Below are 23677 nucleotides of genomic sequence, written 5' to 3'. Positions count from 1 at the left end.
TTCCACCTCTTGCTTTTGTATAGAGCAGGGATTGTCAGAAAAAGTAGTTCATAGAAAGGTAGAGAGAATATGGTTTTTCCTAGCGAACAAGAACAAATTGAAAAATTTGAAAAGGATCATGTAGCCCAGCATTATTTTGAGGTTTTGCGTACCTTGATTTCTAAGAAATCAGTCTTTGCCCAGCAGGTGGGTCTCAAAGAAGTCGCAAATTATCTGGGTGAGATTTTCAAGCGTGTTGGGGCTGAAGTGGAGATTGATGAGACTTATACGGCGCCCTTTGTTATGGCGCATTTCAAGAGTTCGCGTCCAGATGCCAAGACCTTGATTTTCTATAACCACTATGACACTGTGCCAGCGGATGGGGATCAGGTCTGGACAGAAGATCCTTTTACTCTTTCGGTGCGCAATGGTTTCATGTATGGACGTGGGGTTGATGACGATAAGGGTCATATCACGGCTCGCTTGAGTGCTTTGAGAAAATATATGCAGCACCATGATGACCTGCCTGTCAATATCAGTTTTATCATGGAGGGAGCGGAGGAATCGGCTTCGACAGACCTAGATAAGTATCTGGAAAAACATGCGGATAAACTCCGTGGTGCGGATTTGTTGGTATGGGAACAAGGAACCAAAAATGCTTTGGAACAGCTGGAAATTTCTGGTGGAAATAAGGGGATTGTGACCTTTGATGCCAAGGTGAAAAGCGCTGATGTCGATATCCACTCTAGTTATGGTGGGGTTGTGGAATCAGCTCCTTGGTATCTCCTCCAAGCCTTACAGTCTCTTCGCGCTGCAGATGGTCGTATCTTGGTTGAAGGTTTGTACGAAGAAGTTCAAAAACCAAATGAACGTGAATTGGCTTTGGTGGATACCTACGCTCAACGAAATCCAGGGGAAATCAGCCAGATTTATGGTTTGGAATTGCCTCTCTTACAAGAGGACCGTGCAGCCTTTCTAAAACGTTTCTTTTTTGAGCCAGCTCTTAATATCGAAGGGATTCAGTCAGGTTATCAAGGACAAGGAGTCAAAACGATTTTGCCAGCAGAAGCCAGTGCTAAGCTAGAGGTTCGTTTGGTTCCTGGTCTAGAACCGCATGATGTTCTGGAAAAAATTCGGGAACAGCTAGACAAAAATGGCTTTGATAAGGTAGAATTATACTATACCTTGGGAGAGATGAGCTATCGAAGCGATATGAGCGCACCAGCCATTCTCAATGTGATTGAGTTGGCCAAGAAATTCTATCCACAGGGCGTTTCAGTCTTGCCGACGACAGCGGGTACAGGGCCTATGCATACGGTCTTTGATGCCCTAGAGGTGCCAATGGTGGCCTTCGGTCTAGGAAATGCCAACAGTCGAGACCACGGTGGAGATGAGAACGTGCGAATCGCCGATTACTACACCCATATTGAATTAGTAGAGGAGCTGATTAGAAGCTATGAGTAGAGATATTATCAAGTTAAATCAGATCGATGTGACTTTTCATCAGAAGAAGAGAACCATCACAGCGGTCAAGGATGTGACCATTCACATCCAAGAAGGGGATATCTACGGAATCGTTGGATATTCTGGAGCAGGGAAATCAACCCTTGTACGGGTGATTAACCTCTTGCAAAAACCATCTGCAGGGAAAATTACTATTGACGACGATGTGATTTTTGATGGTAAGGTTACTTTGACGGCCGAGCAGTTGCGTCGTAAACGTCAAGATATTGGAATGATTTTCCAGCATTTTAACCTCATGAGTCAGAAGACTGCAGAGGAGAATGTAGCCTTTGCCCTCAAACACTCTAGACTCAGCAAGGAAGAAAAGAAGGCTAAAGTAGCTAAGTTGTTGGACTTGGTTGGCTTAGCAGACCGTGCTGAAAACTACCCTTCACAACTATCTGGAGGGCAAAAACAGCGTGTGGCCATTGCGCGTGCCTTGGCAAATGATCCAAAAATCTTGATTTCAGATGAGTCAACTTCTGCCCTTGACCCTAAGACAACCAAGCAGATTTTGGCCTTGTTGCAAGATTTGAACCAAAAATTAGGCTTGACTGTTGTCTTGATTACGCATGAAATGCAGATTGTCAAAGATATTGCCAATCGTGTGGCAGTTATGCAGGATGGGCATTTGATTGAAGAGGGCAGTGTCCTTGAAATCTTCTCAGACCCTAAACAACCTTTGACCCAAGACTTTATCTCAACAGCGACAGGTATTGACGAAGCCATGGTCAAGATTGAGAAGCAAGAAATCGTGGAACACTTGTCTGAAAACAGTCTCTTGGTGCAACTCAAGTATGCTGGAGCTTCAACAGACGAGCCACTTTTGAATGAATTGTACAAGCATTATCAAGTAACGGCTAATATCCTTTATGGAAATATCGAAATTCTCGATGGAACTCCTGTTGGAGAATTGGTGGTGGTTTTGTCAGGTGAAAAAGCAGCGTTGGCAGGCGCCCAAGAAGCCATTCGTCAAGCAGGCGTACAACTAAAAGTATTGAAGGGAGGACAGTAAGATGGAATCATTGATTCAAACCTATTTGCCAAATGTCTATAAAATGGGCTGGGCTGGTCAGGCAGGCTGGGGAACAGCCATCTATCTAACTCTTTATATGACAGTTCTTTCTTTCATCATCGGAGGTTTCTTGGGGCTAGTGGCAGGTCTTTTCCTTGTCTTGACAGCGCCAGGTGGTGTTTTGGAAAATAAGGTCGTCTTCTGGATTTTAGACAAGATTACCTCAATTTTCCGTGCGGTTCCATTTATCATTCTCTTGGCAGTCTTGTCACCCTTCTCTCATCTAATCGTAGGAACAAGCATTGGTCCAAATGCGGCTATCGTACCGCTATCTTTTGCAGTCTTTGCCTTCTTTGCCCGTCAGGTGCAGGTGGTATTGGCTGAGCTAGATGGTGGTGTTATTGAGGCGGCTCAAGCTAGCGGAGCGACATTCTGGGATATCGTAGGTGTTTACCTATCAGAAGGCCTTCCAGATTTGATCCGTGTGACAACTGTGACCTTGATTTCTCTTGTTGGAGAAACAGCTATGGCTGGTGCGGTTGGAGCTGGTGGTATTGGTAACGTGGCTATCGCTTATGGATTTAACCGCTACAATCACGATGTGACCATCTTGGCAACCATCGTTATCATTTTGATTATCTTTGCAATCCAATTCTTGGGAGATTTCTTGACTAAGAAATTGAGCCATAAATAAAAAAGAGCCGCCGGGCTCTTTTTTAGTAATCAGATTTTCTGTGCCAATTTTTTACTCAAGGCTTGTCCAATCAAAGCACCCACTAGGGCTCCGATGACAATACTTGCGATAAATAGTAGGACGGTTCTAAGGTTTGGTGCGACCATGATACGGTCGATATATTCTTGCGATTTTCCTCTTGCTAGAAGGGTTGCCATATAGGCTTTGGGTGTAATCCACATAAGCAAGATTGGGCCAGTTGAGCTAAAGGCAAAAATAAGGAAAGAAAGGAGGTTCTTTGTTTGGTCCTTGTATTTTCCGAGGTTAGCTACTCCATCTGCTAGGAGACCACAGATAATTCCAGGAAGGAAGGCACCGGCACCGTGTTTAGTCCCCAAGAAAAAGAGGGCCATGACAAGGCCGATAGTGGTAATGGCTCCAAAGCGCGGAACTTTTGCGACTAGGATCATATAGACGCTACCGCCGACAAGGGCAGTAAAGGCAGGCGCATAAAACATGTTTCCAGTTTGGTCAAAGAGATTGCCCAAAAGGACACCAACCCCCATGCAGAGGAAGTAAAGAACTGCAAAAAGCAGTGTAGTTAAGATAGATTTTTTCATGAATTGTCTCCTGATAATTTTTTCATAATTCTCATTTTACCATGGTTTGATGGGATTGTAAATGGATACTAGAAGTTTTTGAAAACGCTTGAAATATGATATAATAGTTTCATAGTTATTTTTAGGAGGATATCATGGGGAGATTTTTAGACTTTGTCTTTAATCGTTTCTTTTTAGGGATGATTGCGACAGCCTTCTTTTGGCTATTAACATTGGCAGGAGGGATTATCCTTGGTCTAGCGCCGGCTAGTGCCACCTTGATGAGCCTATATGCAGAACATGGTTATAGCTTTCGGGAATACAGTTTGAAGGAGGCTTGGTCTCTTTATAAGCAAAATTTTGTCTCCAGCAACCTGATTTTCTATAGCTTTTTAGGGGTGGATCTAGTTTTGGTCTATGGCCTGTATCTCTTGGTGCAATTGCCTCATCAGACTATTATTCATTTGATTGCGACCTTTTTGAATGTTCTAGTAGTTGCCCTGCTGTTTTTGGCTTATACAGTATCTTTGAAATTACAAGTTTATTTTGATTTGTCCTATCGAAATAGTCTCAAACTATCCTTTATTGGCATCTTTATGAGCTTAGCGGCTGTGGCCAAGGTTCTCCTTGGGACAGTGCTACTTGTGACAATTGGTTACTATATGCCTGCCCTACTTTTCTTTGTAGGAATTGGGATGTGGCATTTCTTTATCAGTGATATGTTGGAACCGGTCTATGAAAGTATCCATGAAAAATTGGCGACAAAATAGAATGAAGCAGTTTTGGCTACATACGCTTCTAAGAACCTACAGTTCAGTTATGATGATTATTATTGCGAGTTTTGCAATCTTACTCTCTTACGCTGACTGGGATTCACGGGAAAAGGAAGCTCAAAGAGTAGCCCAGCGTGTAACCACTCGAACAGTCGATGAGGTGGAGTATTATTATCGGGAATCAGCCCAACTGGCGCAAGATTTAGTAGCTAATCAAGAACGGATACAAGGGGTTTATAAGTACTTTAGCTTGTCAACTTCTGAGTATTTTTATTGGCTGTTGGAGCATCAAGCGGCTTCGTCAACTTCTATTTCTCTGTATGAAAACATTGATGATCTTTATGTCCAAAATGACTCTATAACGGGTGTTGCAATCGTCTTGCAGGATTTTAAAGAAGTTTATGTGTCAACAAGGGATAAAAGAAGTGGTCATATCTTGCCTGCTGAGGCCTTTAAACCAGAGGTCAATAGTTTTGGAATTCCAGTTCTGGACCCAGCAACGGATCAATCTATAGGAGTGATTTACATCTCCTTGGATCCAGAAGTTTTATACCATGCTATTGACAATACCTGAGGTCATATTCCGATGGCTGTTACTGTGACATCACCATTTGATACGGAGATTTTTCATATTGGTGAGAGGGTCAATAGGGAACATGAGAACTGGTTTGTTGGTATGACTTCTCATGGATATCAGGTTCAGGTGGCAGTTCCTAAAAACTTTGTTTTACAAGGAACAGTGGCTAGCTCTGCTTTGATTGTGGGTTTGAGCCTTCTCTTTATTGTCATTCTCTATCTGACTTTGAGGCAGACTTTTGCTAATTATCAAAAGCAGGTAGTGGATTTGGTGGATTCCATCCAAGCTATTGCCCAAGGGCAAGAAGGTCTTCGCATTGATACGCTTGAAAAGGATCAGGAATTGCTCCTAATCGCGGAGACGACCAATGATATGTTGGATCGATTAGAAAAGAATATCCATGATATTTATCAGTTAGAGCTTAGTCAAAAGGATGCCAATATGCGAGCCTTACAGGCTCAAATCAATCCTCATTTTATGTATAATACGCTGGAGTTTTTGCGTATGTATGCAGTTATGCAAAGTCAAGATGAGTTGGCAGATATCATTTATGAATTCAGTAGTCTCTTGCGTAACAATATTTCCGACGAAAGAGAGACCCTTCTCAAACAGGAATTAGAATTTTGTCGTAAATACAGCTATCTCTGCATGGTTCGCTATCCCAAGTCCATTGCCTATGGTTTCAAGATAGACCCAGAGCTAGAGAATATGAAAATTCCTAAGTTTACCTTGCAACCGCTGGTAGAAAACTATTTCGCGCATGGTGTTGACCATAGACGGACAGATAATGTGATTAGTATCAAGGCTCTTAAACAGGATGGTTTTGTGGAAATTTTAGTGGTCGATAATGGCCGTGGTATGTCGGCTGAAAAACTGGCAAATATCCGAGAAAAATTAAGGCAGAGACATTTTGAACACCAAGCCAGTTACAGTGATCAAAAGCAGTCTATCGGGATTGTCAATGTACATGAGCGTTTTGTGCTCTATTTTGGGGACCGCTATGCCATTACTATAGAGTCTGCGGAGCAAGCAGGTGTTCAGTATCGTATTACAATTCAAGATGAGTAGAAAGGGAGAAAATGTATAAAGTATTATTAGTAGATGATGAGTACATGGTGACAGAAGGTCTGAAACGTTTGATTCCCTTTGATAAGTGGGATATGGAGGTCGTCGCAACAGCCAGTCATGCCGATGAAGCCCTAGAATATGTTCAGGAAAATCCTGTCGATGTGGTCATTTCCGATGTCAATATGCCCGATAAAACAGGGCTTGATATGATTCGGGAGATGAAAGAAATCTTACCAGATGCAGCCTATATCCTACTCTCAGGTTATCAGGAGTTTGATTATGTAAAAAGAGCAATGAACCTTAGTGTGGTGGACTATTTGGTCAAGCCTGTTGATAAGGTAGAGTTGGGAAATCTGCTGGAGAAGATTGCAGGTCAGCTCGGCGAGAGAGGAAAGAAAAGTCAGACCCTCAGTCAAGATTTAGATGAGGCTGGATTTGTTAGTTATCTAGGAGGTAAGGAGAATTGGTGGATAGGCCTATCCAAGGAAAAACAAGGCTCTTTCACCATTCCCTACTATGTGTTAGGACAAGATTGGCAGATTTTCATTTCTGATCAACCCCTAGATGGTTTAGTCGTTACTCCCTTTGAAGCCCCTTATCAAGAATACTTTGAACGCTGGAAGCTGAATGCTGAGAAGGCCCTCTTTTACGGTTCTGTAAATTTAAAACAGTCTGAGAGTCTCTTTGCCTATTACGAACCGATTTATAGGGTTATCATTCAGGGGGATCTCAACCAAATCGTAGAAGAGTTGAACCTCTTGGAGAAGGTAGTTCTTGAAAATACACCTCGTGTTCCGATTACCAAGCAGCTTTTTATCCAATTTGTCATGGATGTCTTTCACTTGTTTGAACATCTAAAAGCTGATGATTTAACGGATATTGTCAAAACGATTCATGCTATTCAATCCTTTGATGAATTGGTTCCTTATATTAAGGAAACTCTGACCCGCTTTTTTGGGCAATATCGAATGAATGAAAATGTGGTTAGTGTGCTAGAAGTCATTGGGCGTGATTATCAGAAAGAACTTTCGCTCAAGGATATCAGTAAGGATCTCTTTATCAATCCTGTTTATCTGGGGCAGTTGATTAAGCGAGAAACCAATTCGACCTTCGCAGAATTACTAAACAAACAACGCATTAAGGCTGCCCAACAGCTCTTGCTTTCGACTAGTGACAGTATCGAAGATATTTGTTATGCTGTTGGTTACAGTAACGTGGGATATTTCTATAAAGTGTTCCGAAAATTGTGCGGAAAATCGCCAAAAGCCTACCGAAAACAGGTAGAAACTATACTATAAGATTTGTATTCCCTTACAAAAGGTGCTATAATATAAAATAAATAATAATATCAGGAGGTTCTATCATGAAAAAGAAACCAATTTATCTATGGGTCTTGCTAATCTTGTCTGCTCTTATTTCAGCTACGTCTCTGTTTGGAATGTTGAGCCCCTTACCTAGCAAAGAAGCCCTTCGTGCTGCTCAAAAAACTATTGAAGGGATTAGTGCTCAGCAATTAGAAGACCAGCTTAATTACACCTATAGAGTAGCAGAAGCATCTCATTCTATTTTTAACAGTGCCTTGATTGTGCTATCTGCTATTTTAGTGGTAGTAGCAATTGTCTTCCTTGTTCGTAAGAATTTGCAATATGCAAATTATACTTATGTTGGCTATGTTTTGTTAGCTATTATTGGTTCAATTTATAGCTATGTGACTTTGCAAGACGCTGTGCAATTGGTTCAAGATGAGACTATGCGTTTAGGGATGAGTATTGGTTCAAAAGCTGTTAGCATTTTCTATATCGTCATCAATGTTCTTTTCCTAGCCCTTGTCTTCTATAAGATGTGGCGTCAACAAAAAGCTTTGGCAGAAGAAGAGGAAACAGAAGATCTTGTCTAAGTATTGACAAAAAATAACTATCAAGATACAATCTTGGTAGTTATTTTTCGATTATAGATAAAATCATGGAGGTAAATATGAAGACAATTTCTTTAGTTTATATCAGTCTGAGCGGCAACACTGAGAGTTTTGTGACCCGCCTGAAAGACTATCTCTTGTCCCAGTACGAGGGGATTGAGGTCCAAAAGATTCATATCAAGGATTTGGTCAAGGAAGGCAAAAATTTCTATGAAATGGACCATCCCTATGTCGCTTTTTTGCCGACCTATCTCGAAGGTGGGAATGGCGTGGATAACGGAGATGTTGAGATTTTGACGACACCGGTGGGAGATTTTATTGCCTATGGTAACAATGCTAGTAAGTGTTTTGGTGTGGTTGGGTCAGGAAATCGTAACTTTAATAACCAATACTGCCTAACAGCCAAGCAATACAGTCAACGCTTTGGCTTTCCTGTATTGGCTGACTTTGAAATGCGAGGCATGCTGGAAGATATCAAACATGTCGCAGCTATTATCTCAGATTTGTATGATTTGGAAAGTTGAGCTTAGGCTTGACTTTTTTATTATTCCAAGTGGTTTTATCAGCACTCTTACTTTTTATGCTCCAAGAGTTGATTGATGTGATCTACTTTTTTAGCCTCTCTTTTATAGAGAATAGCCCAGATGATGAGATAGACAATCGCAAACTCGATAATGAGCTGGAGGTAGAAAATCCAGTGGAAAGGGAACCAACCAGCAAGAGTTGCCAGTGGGACAAAGCCAGCCAGCATAAGGAAGAAATGAGTCAGAGTGGCACGAAGCATGCTCCAGTCACGGCTGAATAAGCGGTTGCCAAAGTTGAAGAGCATACCGATAGCTGCCCAAATCAGTGTGCAGTAGAGCAAGACCAGGGCACCGTGAATCTGATGTTGAGCCATCACTTGGCCGATGAGAGAGTAGGGATTTAGTGGTGCGTAGGTATTTGGTGCATAAATGAGTGAAAAGATGATAGAGAGGATGAGGCCGATGAGGACACCAGTAGCTGCGTCGTGGAAGATTTGTTTTTTCATAGTTCTAATTTCTCCTTGATGGTTTTTAGATAACGGCGTGAAGAGTAGGTGAAGCTTTCGTTTTTCAAGAAAATTTCTACTAGGCCGTTGGGGGTGAGCTTGAGATGAGAGATGGAATCGATATTGATGATTTCTGATTGGGAAATTTGGATAAAATTGGTTGGCAGAATTTCAAGGACCTGATAGAGCCGTAAATCAATATTGTAGGTCTGACTTGCTGTTTCTGCTAGAACCTTCCGATTTTCGATATAGAAGCGTTGTATCTTACCAATCTTAACTAGATAGACCTGATCATCAATCTTTCCTTTGATTGTTTCTTTTTGGTCAAGATTTTCTGCGAACTCGATGACTTTCTGGATTTTATCTGTCGGCTGAGGTGCTTGAACAATCAGCTTTTCCTCTTCGTAAGTTTCACTAATCTGTAGTTCTACTTTCATAAATTTCTCTCCTTTTCAGTTATACAAGGTTGTGATCACTTCCTGTATATCCTTATTAAACACTATTTTATGCCCTCTTGCAAGGGACTTTGTCTATGTGGAGGGATTTGGCTTCTATGTGGTGGAGCTTTTCTGTCCTATCTGAAATATGGTATAATAGCACTAATCAATTTCTAGGAAAATAGATATAGAAAGGGGCTGAAAGATGTCTCATATTATTGAATTGCCAGAGGTGCTGGCAAACCAGATTGCGGCAGGAGAGGTTATCGAACGTCCTGCAAGTGTGGTTAAAGAGTTGGTAGAAAATGCTATTGACGCGGGTTCTAGTCAGATTATCGTTGAGATTGAGGAAGCTGGTCTCAAGAAAATCCAAATCACAGATAATGGCCATGGAATTGCCCACGATGAAGTAGAATTAGCCCTGCGTCGCCATGCAACCAGTAAGATAAAAAATCAAGCAGATCTTTTTCGGATTCGGACGCTTGGTTTTCGTGGTGAAGCTCTGCCCTCTATCGCGTCTGTCAGTGTACTGACTCTGTTGACGGCGATGGATGGTGCAAGTCATGGAACCAAGCTCGTCGCGCGTGGAGGAGAAGTTGAAGAAGTCGTCCCAGCGACTAGTCCTGTGGGGACCAAGGTTTGTGTGGAGGACCTCTTCTTCAACACGCCTGCCCGCCTCAAGTATATGAAGAGCCAGCAAGCAGAGTTGTCTCATATCATTGATATTGTCAACCGTCTGGGCTTGGCCCATCCTGAGATTTCTTTTAGCTTGATTAGTGATGGCAAGGAAATGACGCGGACAGCAGGGACTGGACAACTGCGCCAAGCAATCGCAGGGATTTACGGTTTGGCGAGTGCCAAGAAGATGATTGAAATTGAGAACTCTGATCTTGATTTCGAAATTTCAGGCTTTGTTTCCCTGCCTGAGTTGACTAGAGCCAATCGCAATTATATCAGTCTCTTCATCAATGGCCGTTATATCAAGAATTTTTTACTCAATCGTGCAATTCTAGACGGCTATGGCAGTAAGCTTATGGTAGGCCGTTTTCCACTGGCTGTCATTCACATTCATATCGACCCTTATCTAGCGGATGTCAATGTGCACCCAACCAAGCAAGAGGTGCGGATTTCCAAGGAAAAAGAATTGATGGCCTTGGTTTCAGAAGCTATTTCTAAGAGTCTTAAGGAGCAAACCTTGATTCCAGATGCCTTGGAAAATCTTGCCAAATCGACCGTGCGCAATCGTGAGAAGGTGGAGCAGACCATTCTCCCACTCAAAGAAAATACGCTCTACTATGAGAAAACAGAGCCGACTAGATCCAGTCAAGCTGAGGTGGCTGATTATCAGGTAGAATTAAATGAGGAAGGGCAGGACTTAACCTTGTTTGCCAAGGAAACCTTGGACCAATTGACTAAGCCAGCAAAACTGCATTTTGCAGAGAGAAAACCTGCTAACTACGACCAGCTAGATCACCCAGAGTTAGACATTGCGAGTCTTGATAAGGCTTATGACAAGCTGGAGCGAGAAGAATCATCCAGCTTCCCAGAGTTGGAATTTTTCGGGCAAATGCACGGGACTTATCTCTTTGCCCAAGGGCGAGATGGGCTCTACATCATAGACCAGCATGCGGCGCAGGAACGGGTTAAGTACGAGGAGTACCGTGAAAGCATTGGCAATGTTGACCAGAGCCAGCAGCAACTCCTAGTGCCCTATATATTTGAATTTCCAGCGGATGATGCTCTTCATCTCAAGGAAAGAATGCCTCTTTTGGAGGAAGTGGGCGTCTTTCTAGCAGAGTACGGAGAAAATCAATTCATCTTACGTGAACATCCTATTTGGATGGCAGAAGAAGAGATTGAATCAGGTATCTATGAGATGTGCGACATGCTCCTTTTGACCAAGGAAGTTTCTATCAAGAAATATCGAGCAGAGCTGGCTATCATGATGTCCTGCAAGCGGTCTATCAAGGCCAACCATCGTATTGACGACCATTCGGCCAGACAGTTGCTTTATCAACTTTCTCAATGTGACAATCCCTATAACTGTCCCCACGGACGTCCTGTTTTAGTGCATTTTACCAAGTCAGATATGGAAAAGATGTTCCGACGTATTCAGGAAAATCACACCAGTCTCCGTGAGTTGGGGAAATATTAAACTAAAAGGAAAACTATGTACGAATATTTAAAAGGAATCATTACCAAAATCACTGCTAAATACATTGTTCTTGAAACCAATGGTATAGGTTATATCCTGCATGTAGCTAACCCCTATGCTTACTCGGGACAGATCAATCAAGAGGCTCAAATTTATGTGCATCAGGTCGTGCGTGAGGATGCCCATCTGCTTTATGGATTTCGCTCAGAAGATGAGAAAAAGCTCTTTCTTAGTCTAATTTCGGTGTCTGGGATTGGGCCTGTATCAGCTCTTGCTATTATCGCTGCTGATGACAATGCTGGCTTGGTTCAAGCCATTGAAACCAAGAATATCACCTACTTGACTAAGTTCCCTAAAATTGGCAAGAAAACAGCCCAGCAGATGGTGCTGGACTTGGAAGGCAAGGTAGTAGTTGCAGGAGATGATCTTCCTGCCAAGGTGCCAGTGCAAGCTAGCGCTGAAAACAAAGAACTGGAAGAAGCTATGGAAGCCATGTTGGCACTGGGCTACAAGGCAACAGAGCTCAAGAAAATCAAGAAATTCTTTGAAGGAACGACAGATACAGCTGAGAACTACATCAAGTCGGCCCTTAAAATGTTGGTCAAATAGGAGCAGAGCATGACAAAACGTTGTTCGTGGGTCAAGATGACCAATCAACTCTACATTGCCTATCATGATGAGGAATGGGGTCATCCCCTCCATGATGACCAAGCATTGTTTGAGTTATTGTGTATGGAAACCTATCAAGCGGGCCTGTCTTGGGAAACGGTACTAAACAAACGCCAGGCTTTCCGAAAAGTATTTCATGGCTATCAAATTCAAGCGGTCGCAGAGATGACCGACACCGAATTGGAAGCCTTGCTGGATAATCCAGCCATCATCCGAAATAGAGCCAAGATTTTTGCTACACGCGCTAACGCCCAAGCCTTTCTACGATTACAGGCAGAGTACGGCTCTTTTGATGCCTATCTTTGGTCTTTTGTTGAGGGGAAAACGATCGTTAACGATGTTTCCGATTATCGCCAAGCCCCAGCTAAAACACCTTTGTCTGAGAAATTAGCCAAAGATCTCAAAAAACGAGATTTCAAGTTCACAGGACCAGTCGCTGTCTTGTCTTTTCTACAAGCAGCAGGCCTGATTGACGACCACGAGAATGATTGTGAGTGGAAAAGCGGTCATTAGTATGTACAGGTAACTAGCATATCTGAGAATATAGAAAAAAGCTGAGAAACTTTTCCCAGCTTTTTATATATACTATTAGATTTGTTAGAGTGAAGTCAAAAAAGTGATTCCACCTAAAATAACACCGGCTGAATTTGGAATGATTAGTATCCAATCCTTCTTAGGTTCTTTTGTCCATCCATAAATAACCCAGATTAAGCAAGATATAGCAGCTGATAAAGGTTGAAATGGTTGAGCTTTATTTCCTTGTAAATTAGCGATAATTTGAGGTATGTAGGCAATAAATACTATAATTCCAATAAAGGCACCAATAGAACCTACGATTCGATTAATTTTTTGTTTTGTCATATACACCTCCTTCAAAAGGATATCATAGAAATTAGCGAAATGCAATAAATTCAGATACAAATTGTAACGAAAACGAATACAAAAGCACAAAAATAGAGAAACTATTTATTTTTTGTTATAGTCAAAGCGAATGACTTGTTCCTGTGCATCTACATGAGCATGGACCCCAAAGGGTACAATGGCTCTTGGAGTTGCGTGGCCGACATTTAGATTATAGATAATCGGGATATTGCTGTCAATAATATTCAATAGTGCCTCTTTATAGTTGTCATAGAAAGTTTCATCCATAGGTTTTCCGACCAGGAGTCCACTGATGACCTCGAATATACCAGCGTTCTTTAAAGCCCGCAACATCTTTTTGAAGTCTTCCGGCTCAGGCTTTTCTTCGCTTGTCTCTAGCAAGAGGATCTTACCTTCCCAGTCTGACAAGTCAGGGAAAAGTTTGTACTTTTGACAGAGCTCCGTGCTGTCTGTGTATCGAGAGTTGTCAAAGATATCGTAGAGGGATTCAAGGCAACCACCGAGGATTTCTCCCTCGAACTGGGCATTTCCTTGCAACAAGTCAAAACCAGTGTTTGCATGACTGACACGAGCTGTCCCCAGAGCCTTGGGACTAAAATCAGTTCGTTCCTCATACCAAACGTGACTAGGGCGGATTTCTGAGATTCTTCCAGTCTCAATCAATTCTTTAAAGTAGTGAAAGCTATAGGGCAACATCTCCTTGTCCAATTCACAAATGTCTGCTAAAAAGGATTGACCATAAAAAGTTTTAACACCTAGTTTATGCAACATGAGATGGTTCATGGTTGTATCTGAGAAACCAAGAAATATTTTTTGTTTGATAACCTTTTGGAGTTGGTCATTTTCAAAAAGATAAGGTAGTAAGCGATAGGTATCGTCTCCACCGATGGCGCATAGGATCATGTCGATGCTATCGTCCGAAAAGGCCTGCATCAAATCCTCCGCACGGGCTTCAGGATGGTCCTTGATAAAGTCTAATCCTTTTAACGAATGGGGCAAAAAGATAGGATTGAGTCCCAAATCCTTGAGACGTTGGACACCCAAGTCCACTTCGTGTTTGACAAAGTCTTCACCGATAATGCCACTAGATAAACTAACAATACCAATAGTAGAAACCATATCTCATCCTCCTAGAAATAGATTGAGCCTATTTTATCATAAAAGATGGGAGAAAACTATAGGGAAAAGGGTAGAGGGAAGCTTGTAGGCAAGCAAGTGAAAAAGCAACCGCCTATGCAGTTGCTTTTCGTTTTTCTAATCTCGCTGGATATGAGTTACTTGGTCAACTCTTGATTATAGGAGAGGGCTAAATCAATCCAGTAAGGCAGTTCTTTTTGACCTTCGATATCTAGGTCTATATAGCCATGATAAGGTCGCCCTCTCATCAATGTAGTATGAGCTCCTATTCGGGGTAGAACTTGCTTTTCCGTTTCTTTTCCAATTCTCACCATAACCAGCTCGTCCTTTCTGGAACTGACTGTAAGGACCATTTTCCCACGAATCATAAAGGCCAGGCCACCAAACAGTTTCTTTTCTTCTAACTCTTCTTCGAAAATTTGTGGAGGAAGTTTGAGTGCTAGAATTTTTCGAATCTGCTGAGCTAAGGATTGACTATATGCCATAGCTTTTCACTTTTCTTAATAACGTGATGGGCCCGCGCTTGCACTTCGGATGTTCAAGCGTTTCTTGAGATAGAAGCGAAGGGCTAGGAGGGCTGCTCCGATAATAGCTAGTGGCAATGGAGCAAGTACTGGGTTAAGGCTAGTTGGTAGGAAGCTTGTTGCAAAGAAAACAAGCAACCAAAGGAACATAGAAGCTAGGATAACTAGTACAGATTTCCAGAAAGGCGGACGTTGACTGCGGTCCATATCTGGTCCATAATATTGGTAAACAAAGTAGTACATCAAGTAGAAGGCAAATCCACCAACAAGTCCAACTAAAAGGAGAGTGACAAATCCATAGCCGAAAGCCTGATCTGCCGCAAAGAAAGTAGTGAGGGCGCTGACGAGGGCAAAGAGGCTAGTGATGAAAAGGGCTGAGTCCATAATCATCAGTTTTGGATCATCATTTTCTTTGGGATGCTCTTTTTCATATTGTTCTTTGATAGTGAAACTATGAGCCCAATGAGTTGGTGCACCATAAAGAGAACGAGCAGTTGTACCTTTAGATTGCTCCTCAAGGATTTGGGGAATAACTTCTTCAAAAATAGCCTTGATTTCAGCGTCTGTTTTCCCATCTTTGATGAATTGTTGGGTAGCGATGTGGACAAACTCTTGGTTTTTCTTGGTTAATTTTTGTAGATCAATCTGAGACATAGGAACTCCTCTTAGAACCATTTTTTATGGATGAGATAGAGAGTGAGCGAGACACTCATAGCAAAGGCGATAAAGACGATTAACCAGAAGGCATTTGGCTCGCCGTTTAGGGGGATTTCATTATCCTTAAAGTTCATCCCGTAGGCAGAAAAGACCATGGTTGGGATGGACATGACGATGGTCACAAGGGCCAAGGTCTTCATAATGTTGTTCTGGTTGTTGGAAATGATAGAGGCAAAGGTCTCTGTCATAGAGTGCAAGACGTTTCCATAAATGTCTGCCATCTCGATGGCCTGTTGGGTTTCAATCAGGGTATCCTCGAGTAGGTCTTCGTCCTCAAGGTATTTCTTGATATTGCTGGTTGAGCTGGTCAATTTCTTAATCACGCGCTCATTTGTTTTGAGGGAGGCCTTGAAATAGACGATGGTTTTTTCCAATTCCATGAGCTCAATCAATTCTTCATTACGAGTTGATTGATGCAGTTGACTTTCGATTTGTTCACTCTTACGGTCAATCGAACGAAGGGCTGTTAGATAAAGCTCTGCATTGCGATAAAGAATCTGAAAGATAAAACGCGAACGCATGAAAGTGTAGAAATTACGCAAGCGACGGTTGATAAAGACATCGAGGACAGGTAGTGGTTCCAAACACGTAGTGATAATGGTTTCCTCGGTGATGATAATACCAAGCGGAATAGTTACGTAGTAGGTGCGGTTATTTCTTTCCTCTGTGACCGGCACGTCTACGATAATCAGGGTATACTCGTCTTCGATGGTAATACGAGACATTTCTTCTGCATCGAGCGGTGCTCGAAGGTCAGCAATATCAATGTCGAAGGCGTTAGCGATTTCGAGTGATTCATTTTGAGTCGGATTGACGAGATTGATCCAAGTACCCGGTTCAAGTGTATCGATCTCTTTAAATTCAGTTGTTGTAGAGAGAAAAACTTGTTTCATATCCCTTATCCTTTCTCATTTTTCAGATTTTTTCACACCGTACTATTATACTACAAAATCGGCCTTTTGGGTAATAGAATCTCACTTTTTTTGGTATAATGGTAAGCAATAATGGACTAGAAAGAACAAAGATGCAAGATAAAATTGTCATTCATGGGGCGCGTGCCCATAATTTAAAAAATATTGATGTGGAGATTCCACGAGACAAGTTGGTTGTCGTAACCGGCTTGTCAGGTTCAGGGAAATCCAGTCTGGCCTTTGATACCCTCTATGCGGAGGGTCAACGTCGCTATGTGGAGAGTTTGTCAGCCTATGCTCGTCAATTCTTGGGGAATATGGAGAAGCCTGATGTGGATGCTATTGATGGTCTCAGCCCTGCTATTTCCATCGACCAAAAAACGACTAGCAAAAACCCTCGTTCGACAGTGGGAACAACGACAGAAATCAATGACTATCTGCGTCTCCTCTATGCGCGTGTGGGGACGCCTTACTGTATCAACGGGCATGGAGCTATCAAGGCTTCTTCTGTGGAGCAAATTGTGGATAAGGTTTTGGAATTGCCAGAACGCCAACGTCTGCAAATATTAGCTCCTGTTATCCGTAAGAAAAAAGGCCAACATAAGAGTGTTATTGAGAAGGTTCAGAAAGACGGTTATGTTCGTGTCCGTGTGGATGGGGAAGTCTATGATGTGACCGAAGTGCCAGAGTTGTCCAAGAGCAAGCAACACAATATTGATGTCGTGGTTGACCGTATTGTCATCAAGGAGGGCATTCGTAGTCGTCTCTTTGATTCCATTGAGGCTGCCCTCCGTATTGCAGAAGGTTATGTCATTATCGACACGATGGACGATTCGGAGTTGCTCTTCTCTGAGCATTATGCCTGTCCAGTTTGTGGTTTTACCGTACCAGAGTTAGAGCCTCGTCTCTTCTCCTTCAATGCTCCTTTTGGTTCATGTAGTGAGTGTGACGGCTTGGGCATCAAGCTGGAGGTGGATACTGATTTGGTAGTGCCAGATGCCAGCAAAACGCTACGTGAAGGGGCGTTAGCGCCTTGGAATCCTATCTCATCCAACTACTATCCAAACATGCTGGAACAAGCCATGACAGCCTTTGGGGTGGATATGGATAAGCCTTTTGAGGACTTGTCAGAAGAAGCTAAAAACTTGATTCTATATGGTTCTGATGGCAAGGAATTCCATTTCCACTATGAGAATGAATTTGGTGGCGTGCGTGATATCGATATTCCTTTTGAGGGAGTTATTGGTAATATCAAACGTCGCTACCGTGAAACCAATAGTGACTACACCCGCACCCAGATGCGTCTCTACATGAATGAGCTGACCTGCGGAACCTGTCACGGCTATCGTCTTAATGACCAGGCCCTGTCTGTCCGTGTGGGTGGTCAGCAAGGGCCACATATCGGAGAAATCTCGGATCTGTCTATCGCTGACCACTTGGACTTGGTGAGTCAGCTAACCTTGTCTGAAAATGAAGCCATCATTGCTAGGCCTATTCTCAAGGAAATTAAGGACCGTTTGACCTTCCTCAACAACGTGGGTCTAAACTATCTGACCCTATCTCGATCAGCAGGTACCCTTTCAGGTGGGGAAAGTCAGCGTATTCGCTTGGCAACCCAGATTGGATCTAACCTATCAGGCGTCCTCTATATCCTAGACGAGCCATCTATCGGACTCCACCAGAGGGACAATGACCGCCTGATTGCTAGTCTGAAAAAGATGCGTGATTTGGGCAATACTCTCATTGTAGTGGAACACGACGAAGATACCATGCGCGAGGCGGATTACCTGATTGACGTTGGTCCCGGTGCCGGTGTTTTTGGTGGGGAAATTGTTGCCGCAGGTACGCCTAAACAGGTGGCTCGCAACAGCAAGTCTATCACAGGTCAGTATTTATCAGGCAAACGAGCTATTCCAGTACCAGCAGAGCGCCGTGTGGGAAATGGTCGTTTTATCGAGGTGACAGGAGCGCGTGAGAACAACTTGCAAAATGTCACGGCTCGCTTTCCTCTAGGAAAATTCATCGCGGTGACAGGTGTGTCAGGTTCAGGGAAATCGACCTTAATCAATAGCATCCTCAAAAAAGCCATTGCTCAAAAGCTCAACCGCAATTCAGACAAACCTGGTAGGTTCAAAACCATCACAGGGATTGAGCATGTTGATCGTTTGATTGACATCGACCAGAGTCCAATCGGACGAACGCCGAGGTCCAACCCTGCTACCTATACAGGAGTTTTTGACGATATACGTGACCTCTTTGCCCAGACAAACGAGGCCAAGATTCGAGGTTACAAGAAGGGGCGTTTCAGTTTCAACGTCAAGGGTGGTCGCTGTGAAGCCTGCTCAGGTGACGGGATTATCAAGATTGAGATGCACTTCCTGCCAGATGTTTATGTGGCTTGTGAAGTATGCCACGGGACTCGCTACAACAGTGAAACCCTAGAAGTTCACTACAAAGAAAAGAATATCTCGCAGGTCTTGGATATGACCGTCAACGATGCGGTGGAATTCTTCCAACACATTCCGAAAATTCAACGCAAACTTCAGACCATCAAGGATGTAGGGCTAGGCTATGTGACGCTAGGGCAACCAGCTACCACCCTTTCTGGGGGAGAAGCTCAGCGTATGAAGCTGGCTAGTGAACTCCACAAACGCTCGACAGGAAAATCTTTCTACATTCTCGATGAGCCGACGACAGGTCTTCATACCGAGGATATCGCTCGCTTGCTTAAGGTTTTAGCTCGCTTTGTAGACGATGGCAATACAGTCCTCGTCATTGAGCACAATCTAGACGTTATTAAGACTGCAGACCATATTATTGACTTGGGACCTGAGGGCGGTGTCGGTGGTGGAACCATCATCGCAACAGGAACTCCAGAAGAAGTAGCGGCCAATGAAGCCAGCTACACAGGACACTATTTGAAAGGAAAGTTACATCATGAATAAACGTGTACAAGCATTTCTAGCTAAAATGCAAGAAAAAGAACTAGATGGCATCATCATCAATAACCTTAAAAACGTCTATTATTTGACTGGTTTTTGGGGCTCAAACGGAACAGTCTTCATCAGCCGTGACCGTCAGGTCTTGGCGACAGACTCTCGCTATATCATTGCAGCTAAGCAAGAAACCAGTGGGTTTGAGATTGTGGCTGATCGTGATGAATTGGCTGTCATTGCAGGCATTGTTAAGGATATGGGCTTGTCTCGAATCGGTTTTGAGGATGAGATTTCAGTATCTTATTACCACCGTATGCAGGTAGCCTTTGAAGGAATTGACTTGCTTCCACAAACTCAGTTTGTTGAAGGTCTTCGAATGATTAAGGATGAGGCAGAGATTGCAGCGATTCGCAAGGCTTGTTCTATCTCAGACCAAGCTTTCCGCGATGCGCTTGACTTTATTAAGCCAGGAAAAACTGAAATTGAAATTGCCAACTTCCTTGACTTCCGTATGCGTGAGTTGGGAGCATCTGGCTTATCTTTTGACACTATTCTAGCTAGTGGTATCAACTCTTCCAAACCTCATGCTCATCCTATGCACAAACCAGTGGAACTAGGAGAAGCCGTTACTATGGACTTCGGTTGCCTTTATGACCACTATGTCAGTGATATGACCCGGACTATCTACTTGGGACACGTCAGTGATGAGCAGGCAGAGATTTACAATACGGTTCTCAAAGCCAACCAAGCCTTGATTGACCAAGCTAAGGCTGGCTTAGGTTTCCGTGACTTTGACAAAATTCCTCGTGATATTATCATTGAAGCAGGCTATGGCGACTACTTTACCCACGGTATCGGACACGGTATTGGGCTGGATATTCATGAAGAGCCTTACTTTAGCCAAACTTCTACAGAAACTATTAAGGCAGGTATGGCCTTGACCGATGAACCAGGTATCTACATCGAAGGCAAATATGGCGTTCGTATTGAGGATGATATCCTGATTACAGAGACAGGTTGTGAATTGTTGACCCTAGCTCCAAAAGAGTTGATAGTTATCTAAGAATTAAACAACTCAGATGATTGACTTTTAAATTTTAAAGGTTTATACTGAAAGACGAAAACGGTAGGTGAGGCTACCATAGGGATACGGATGACTACCGCAAAGCAGTGGAGACACTACTCGTTGGTCAACAGTCCTGGTCGCGAAGGCCAAGACTAAGCTCATTACATTGCCCTATGGAGTTAAAGCTTGAACGAAAAACAGATAGTTAGTTTTTTAATCCTGCCATTTTATGGTGGGATTTTCTACTGTTTAAATCAAAGAAAGGAGATAAACGATGCAAATTGACGATCATCCGGAACCGCACATACACAGCCAATCGCTGATTTGTGTCGTTCTGCCCTTATAAAGTGATTGGTCTCTGTGTATGAAACACATCATTCATACAGATAGGAGAAACCAATGAAAACTACAAAAGAAAGATTAGCAATAGCTATTCATACATCTTTAAACGAAACTCTATCTTTTTATAAGACAAGTCTAACAGGATTGACTGAGGAGCAGGTGGAGAAAAATCGTGACCTATATGGCGAAAATACCATCACAAAGGGTCAAGAAGACAGTATCCTCAAAAAGATTTACGAATCCATTATCAATCCTTTTACGATCATCTTACTGGTCATCGCCGTGATTTCCTTGGTGACCAATGTCTGGTTGGCAAAACCAGGTCAAGAGGATCCGACGACTTCTATTATCATCGTTGTCCTAGTCCTCATTTCTGGTGGCATACGCTTTGTCCAAGAACTCCGTAGTGATAAGGCTGCGACCAATCTATCAAAAATGATTGTCAACACAGCGACTGTCATTCGTCAAGGAGAAATCCAAGAAGTACCTATCGATGATTTGGTAGTGGGTGACGTGGTTAAATTAAGCGCTGGAGACATGATTCCAGCAGATCTTCTTTTATTTGAGTCGCGCGATTTCTTTGTCCAACAGTCGGGCTTGACAGGCGAAAGTGATTCTGTTGAAAAATTGGCCTTGACCAAGGCAACAGTTCAACAATCTGATAGTCTGCTAGAAGCAGAAGCGCTCGCCTTTATGGGAACCAATGTCTTATCTGGTAGTGCCAAGGCCGTGGTTTTAGCAGTTGGTGATGATACCATGATGGGGGCCATTGAGCAGACTTTGAACACCTATGATGAGCCTACTTCGTTTGAAAGGGAGATGAATAGTATTTCGTGGCTCTTGATTCGTTTGATGCTGGTCATGGTGCCCATCGTTTTCTTGTCCAATGGTTTAACAGATGGTGACTGGCTGGAAGCTGGCGTATTTGCTTTGAGTGTTGGTGTTGGATTGACACCTGAGATGCTTCCTATGATTATCACGGCCAGTCTAGCAAAAGGCTCCATCATTATGGCCAAGGAAAAAGTGGTTATCAAGAAACTCAATGCCATACAGGACTTAGGGGCGATTGATATTTTGTGTACAGATAAGACAGGAACTCTAACCCAAGACGAAATTGTCCTTGAATATCCCTTGGACATCCACGGACGCTTGGATTTGACCGTCTTGAGACGAGCTTATCTCAATTCTTATTTTCAAACGGGCTTGAAAAATTTGATGGATAGAGCCATCATCAAACGGACTGAAAAGGAAGCAAAAGAACACACCCTCTTGCAAAATCTGGCTCAAACTTTTCAAAAAATAGATGAGCTTCCCTTTGATTTTGAACGTAGACGGATGAGTGTTATCGTTAAGGATGAACACGAAGTTGTTAGTTTGGTAACCAAGGGTGCCCTAGAGGAAATGTTGACGATTTCCAGTCATGCGGAATACCAAGGAGTGATTACTCCCTTGACAGATGTTATTAGAGAAGAAATTTTAGCAGAAGTCAGACAACTAAATCAACAAGGTTTGCGTGTCTTGGGAGTAGCCTATAAGTCAGGTTTAAGGGAAGGACATGCCTATACAGTTGATGATGAAGGGGATATGATTCTAACTGGTTATTTAGCCTTCCTAGATCCTCCTAAACCATCTGCAGCACCAGCAATTAAGGCTCTGTTAGAACATGGGGTTCAAACAAAGATTTTGACGGGAGACAACGAGAAAGTTACCCAATCAGTCTGTGAAAAGGTTGGTTTGGATATCAATCAGATGCTGTTAGGATCTGAAATTGATCAGATGAGTAATCAAGAATTGGCTCAAGCCGTGGAGGAGGTAACAGTCTTTGCCAAACTTTCTCCTGACCAAAAAGCGAGGATTATTTTGCAATTTAAGGCTAATGGTCATGCTGTTGGCTATATGGGAGATGGGATCAATGATGCTCCTTCTATGAAGGTTGCAGATGTGGGGATTTCTGTTGATACAGCAGTAGATATTGCCAAAGAAACAGCTGATGTTATCCTACTTGATAAGGATCTCATGGTGCTGGAAAAAGGACTTGTTGAAGGTCGTAAGGTCTATGCCAATATGACTAAATATATCAAAATGACAGTGAGTTCTAATTTTGGAAATATCTTATCCCTATTGGTCTCTGGAATCTTTTTGCCATTTTTACCAATGGCACCAGTTCATTTGATTATCCTAAATCTAGTCTATGATTTGTCTTGTATTGCCTTGCCTTTTGACAAGGTGGATAAAGATTTTTTGAGAAATCCGCATACCTGGGAAGCTAAGTCCATCACACGTTTCATGGTTTGGATGGGGCCTATCTCTTCTGCCTTTGATATTTTGACCTTCAGTTTGCTTTATTTTATCATTGTACCCATGACAACAGGTCAAGCTTATGTTCATGGAGCGGAGTCTGCCGTAGGATTTATTGTCTTGTTTCAGACAGGTTGGTTTATCGAGTCCATGTGGTCACAGACCATGGTTATCCATATGCTGCGTTCAGCCAAAATTCCCTTTTTACAAAGTCGTCCAGCTTGGCTAGTCCTTGTGACAACCTTATTGGCTGCAGCCTTTGTGACCTTCCTTCCCTATAGTCCACTCGCAATCCTACTTCATCTAACTCCTTTAAAACCGATTTATTTCATCTTTTTACTTTTCATCATTATTTTGTATATGATTAGCGTGACAATTGTGAAAAAAATCTATATCAAAAAATATCAAGAATGGCTGTAAATTTCATTTTGTCAAGAAAAAAGTACGAAAATGACGAAAAAAGTTAAAAAA

The 23677-nt window shown here is 42.6% G+C and carries 21 protein-coding genes, 1 pseudogene and 1 riboswitch; of the genes and pseudogenes, 14 read left to right on the top strand and 8 right to left on the bottom strand.

All coding sequences use genetic code 11. The annotated features are described in order from the left end of the window. Window positions 1–69: 69 nt before the first annotated feature. The 3 genes from STYK_RS09665 to STYK_RS09655 are packed head-to-tail and all read left to right on the top strand — an operon-like array spanning window position 70 to window position 3191. A complete protein-coding gene (locus STYK_RS09665; protein WP_261022565.1) occupies window positions 70–1443 on the top strand; it encodes a M20 family metallopeptidase in 1374 nt (457 codons plus the stop codon). Beyond that, window positions 1436–2497 (top strand): methionine ABC transporter ATP-binding protein, encoded by a 1062-nt coding sequence (locus STYK_RS09660; RefSeq protein WP_261022562.1) that lies wholly within the window; start codon window positions 1436–1438, stop codon window positions 2495–2497. Before STYK_RS09665 ends, STYK_RS09660 begins: the two co-directional genes overlap by 8 nt. Before the next feature lies 1 nt (window position 2498). Beyond that, a complete protein-coding gene (locus STYK_RS09655) occupies window positions 2499–3191 on the top strand; it encodes a methionine ABC transporter permease (protein WP_125386326.1) in 693 nt (230 codons plus the stop codon). Window positions 3192–3220: 29 nt separating this feature from the next. On the opposite strand, the gene STYK_RS09650 is transcribed toward STYK_RS09655, so the two are convergent. Continuing rightward, the gene (locus STYK_RS09650; protein WP_261804953.1) at window positions 3221–3790 is read right to left on the bottom strand and encodes an MptD family putative ECF transporter S component; all 570 of its coding nucleotides are present in this window, start codon (window positions 3788–3790) and stop codon (window positions 3221–3223) included. Between the two features lie 134 nt (window positions 3791–3924). On the opposite strand from STYK_RS09650, the gene STYK_RS09645 reads away from it, so the two are divergent. The 5 genes and pseudogenes from STYK_RS09645 (at window position 3925) to nrdI (ending at window position 8626) form a co-directional block, all read left to right on the top strand. Beyond that, window positions 3925–4539 (top strand): YesL family protein, encoded by a 615-nt coding sequence (locus tag STYK_RS09645; protein ID WP_261804952.1) that lies wholly within the window; start codon window positions 3925–3927, stop codon window positions 4537–4539. Further along, a pseudogene (locus STYK_RS09640) lies at window positions 4517–6187 on the top strand (sensor histidine kinase). Before STYK_RS09645 ends, STYK_RS09640 begins: the two are co-directional and overlap by 23 nt. Before the next feature lie 11 nt (window positions 6188–6198). Continuing rightward, window positions 6199–7485, top strand: coding sequence for a response regulator transcription factor (locus STYK_RS09635; RefSeq protein ID WP_261804951.1), 1287 nt, complete (start codon window positions 6199–6201; stop codon window positions 7483–7485). A 65-nt stretch (window positions 7486–7550) separates the two neighbouring features. Next, window positions 7551–8084 (top strand): ABC transporter permease, encoded by a 534-nt coding sequence (locus STYK_RS09630; protein ID WP_049531958.1) that lies wholly within the window; start codon window positions 7551–7553, stop codon window positions 8082–8084. A gap of 77 nt (window positions 8085–8161) precedes the next feature. Then, on the top strand, window positions 8162–8626 hold the full coding sequence (gene nrdI, locus STYK_RS09625; RefSeq protein ID WP_261804950.1) for a class Ib ribonucleoside-diphosphate reductase assembly flavoprotein NrdI: 465 nt from the start codon (window positions 8162–8164) through the stop codon (window positions 8624–8626). Between the two features lie 47 nt (window positions 8627–8673). On the opposite strand, the gene STYK_RS09620 is transcribed toward nrdI, so the two are convergent. Then, on the bottom strand, window positions 8674–9132 hold the full coding sequence (locus STYK_RS09620; protein ID WP_261804949.1) for a DUF3021 domain-containing protein: 459 nt from the start codon (window positions 9130–9132) through the stop codon (window positions 8674–8676). Next, window positions 9129–9569: a LytTR family DNA-binding domain-containing protein gene (locus STYK_RS09615; protein ID WP_261804948.1), complete on the bottom strand. Its 441-nt coding sequence runs from the start codon at window positions 9567–9569 to the stop codon at window positions 9129–9131. The genes STYK_RS09620 and STYK_RS09615 overlap by 4 nt, the downstream gene beginning before the upstream one ends. A gap of 205 nt (window positions 9570–9774) precedes the next feature. Here STYK_RS09615 and mutL point away from each other — a divergent pair, with 205 nt between their 5' ends. From mutL to STYK_RS09600, 3 genes are read left to right on the top strand one after another with little or no spacing between them, the layout of a single operon-like run. Further along, window positions 9775–11724, top strand: a complete 1950-nt coding sequence (gene mutL / locus STYK_RS09610) for a DNA mismatch repair endonuclease MutL (protein ID WP_261804947.1) — start codon at window positions 9775–9777, stop codon at window positions 11722–11724. A gap of 15 nt (window positions 11725–11739) precedes the next feature. Then, window positions 11740–12333, top strand: a complete 594-nt coding sequence (gene ruvA / locus STYK_RS09605; protein ID WP_023946825.1) for a Holliday junction branch migration protein RuvA — start codon at window positions 11740–11742, stop codon at window positions 12331–12333. A gap of 9 nt (window positions 12334–12342) precedes the next feature. Next, entirely contained in the window at window positions 12343–12906 is a 564-nt protein-coding gene (locus tag STYK_RS09600) for a DNA-3-methyladenine glycosylase I (RefSeq protein ID WP_261804946.1), read from the top strand. Window positions 12907–12990: 84 nt separating this feature from the next. Here the strand turns inward: STYK_RS09600 and STYK_RS09595 are convergent, their stop codons facing one another. The 5 genes from STYK_RS09595 to STYK_RS09575 all read right to left on the bottom strand — a co-directional run bounded on the left by STYK_RS09595 (window position 12991) and on the right by STYK_RS09575 (window position 16546). After that, complete coding sequence (locus tag STYK_RS09595) at window positions 12991–13254, bottom strand: SemiSWEET family transporter (RefSeq protein ID WP_000166114.1); 264 nt, start codon at window positions 13252–13254, stop codon at window positions 12991–12993. 105 nt (window positions 13255–13359) lie between these two features. After that, entirely contained in the window at window positions 13360–14394 is a 1035-nt protein-coding gene (locus STYK_RS09590; RefSeq protein WP_084926315.1) for a S66 family peptidase, read from the bottom strand. A 155-nt stretch (window positions 14395–14549) separates the two neighbouring features. Beyond that, window positions 14550–14897, bottom strand: coding sequence for a TfoX/Sxy family protein (locus STYK_RS09585; protein ID WP_261141523.1), 348 nt, complete (start codon window positions 14895–14897; stop codon window positions 14550–14552). A 15-nt stretch (window positions 14898–14912) separates the two neighbouring features. Beyond that, window positions 14913–15590, bottom strand: coding sequence for a DUF1129 domain-containing protein (locus STYK_RS09580; protein ID WP_261804945.1), 678 nt, complete (start codon window positions 15588–15590; stop codon window positions 14913–14915). 11 nt (window positions 15591–15601) lie between these two features. Continuing rightward, entirely contained in the window at window positions 15602–16546 is a 945-nt protein-coding gene (locus tag STYK_RS09575) for a magnesium transporter CorA family protein (RefSeq protein ID WP_000815623.1), read from the bottom strand. 131 nt (window positions 16547–16677) lie between these two features. Between STYK_RS09575 and uvrA the strand changes: the two genes are divergently transcribed. The 3 genes from uvrA (at window position 16678) to mgtA (ending at window position 23626) form a co-directional block, all read left to right on the top strand. Then, window positions 16678–19509: an excinuclease ABC subunit UvrA gene (uvrA, locus tag STYK_RS09570; RefSeq protein ID WP_227325494.1), complete on the top strand. Its 2832-nt coding sequence runs from the start codon at window positions 16678–16680 to the stop codon at window positions 19507–19509. Beyond that, window positions 19502–20563 carry a M24 family metallopeptidase gene (locus STYK_RS09565; protein ID WP_261804944.1) on the top strand — a complete coding sequence of 354 codons (1062 nt, stop codon included), beginning with the start codon at window positions 19502–19504 and terminating at the stop codon, window positions 20561–20563. Before uvrA ends, STYK_RS09565 begins: the two co-directional genes overlap by 8 nt. Before the next feature lie 56 nt (window positions 20564–20619). Beyond that, a riboswitch (M-box (ykoK) riboswitch) is annotated at window positions 20620–20772 on the top strand. Between the two features lie 193 nt (window positions 20773–20965). Then, window positions 20966–23626 carry a magnesium-translocating P-type ATPase gene (mgtA, locus tag STYK_RS09560; protein ID WP_261804943.1) on the top strand — a complete coding sequence of 887 codons (2661 nt, stop codon included), beginning with the start codon at window positions 20966–20968 and terminating at the stop codon, window positions 23624–23626. Window positions 23627–23677: the final 51 nt, after the last annotated feature.

The organism is Streptococcus toyakuensis (genome assembly GCF_024346585.1).
Taxonomy (GTDB): Bacteria; Bacillota; Bacilli; order Lactobacillales; family Streptococcaceae; genus Streptococcus; species Streptococcus toyakuensis.
The sequence above is the reverse complement of the archived record's forward strand: the minus strand, read 5'-3'. Positions and strand labels throughout refer to the sequence as shown.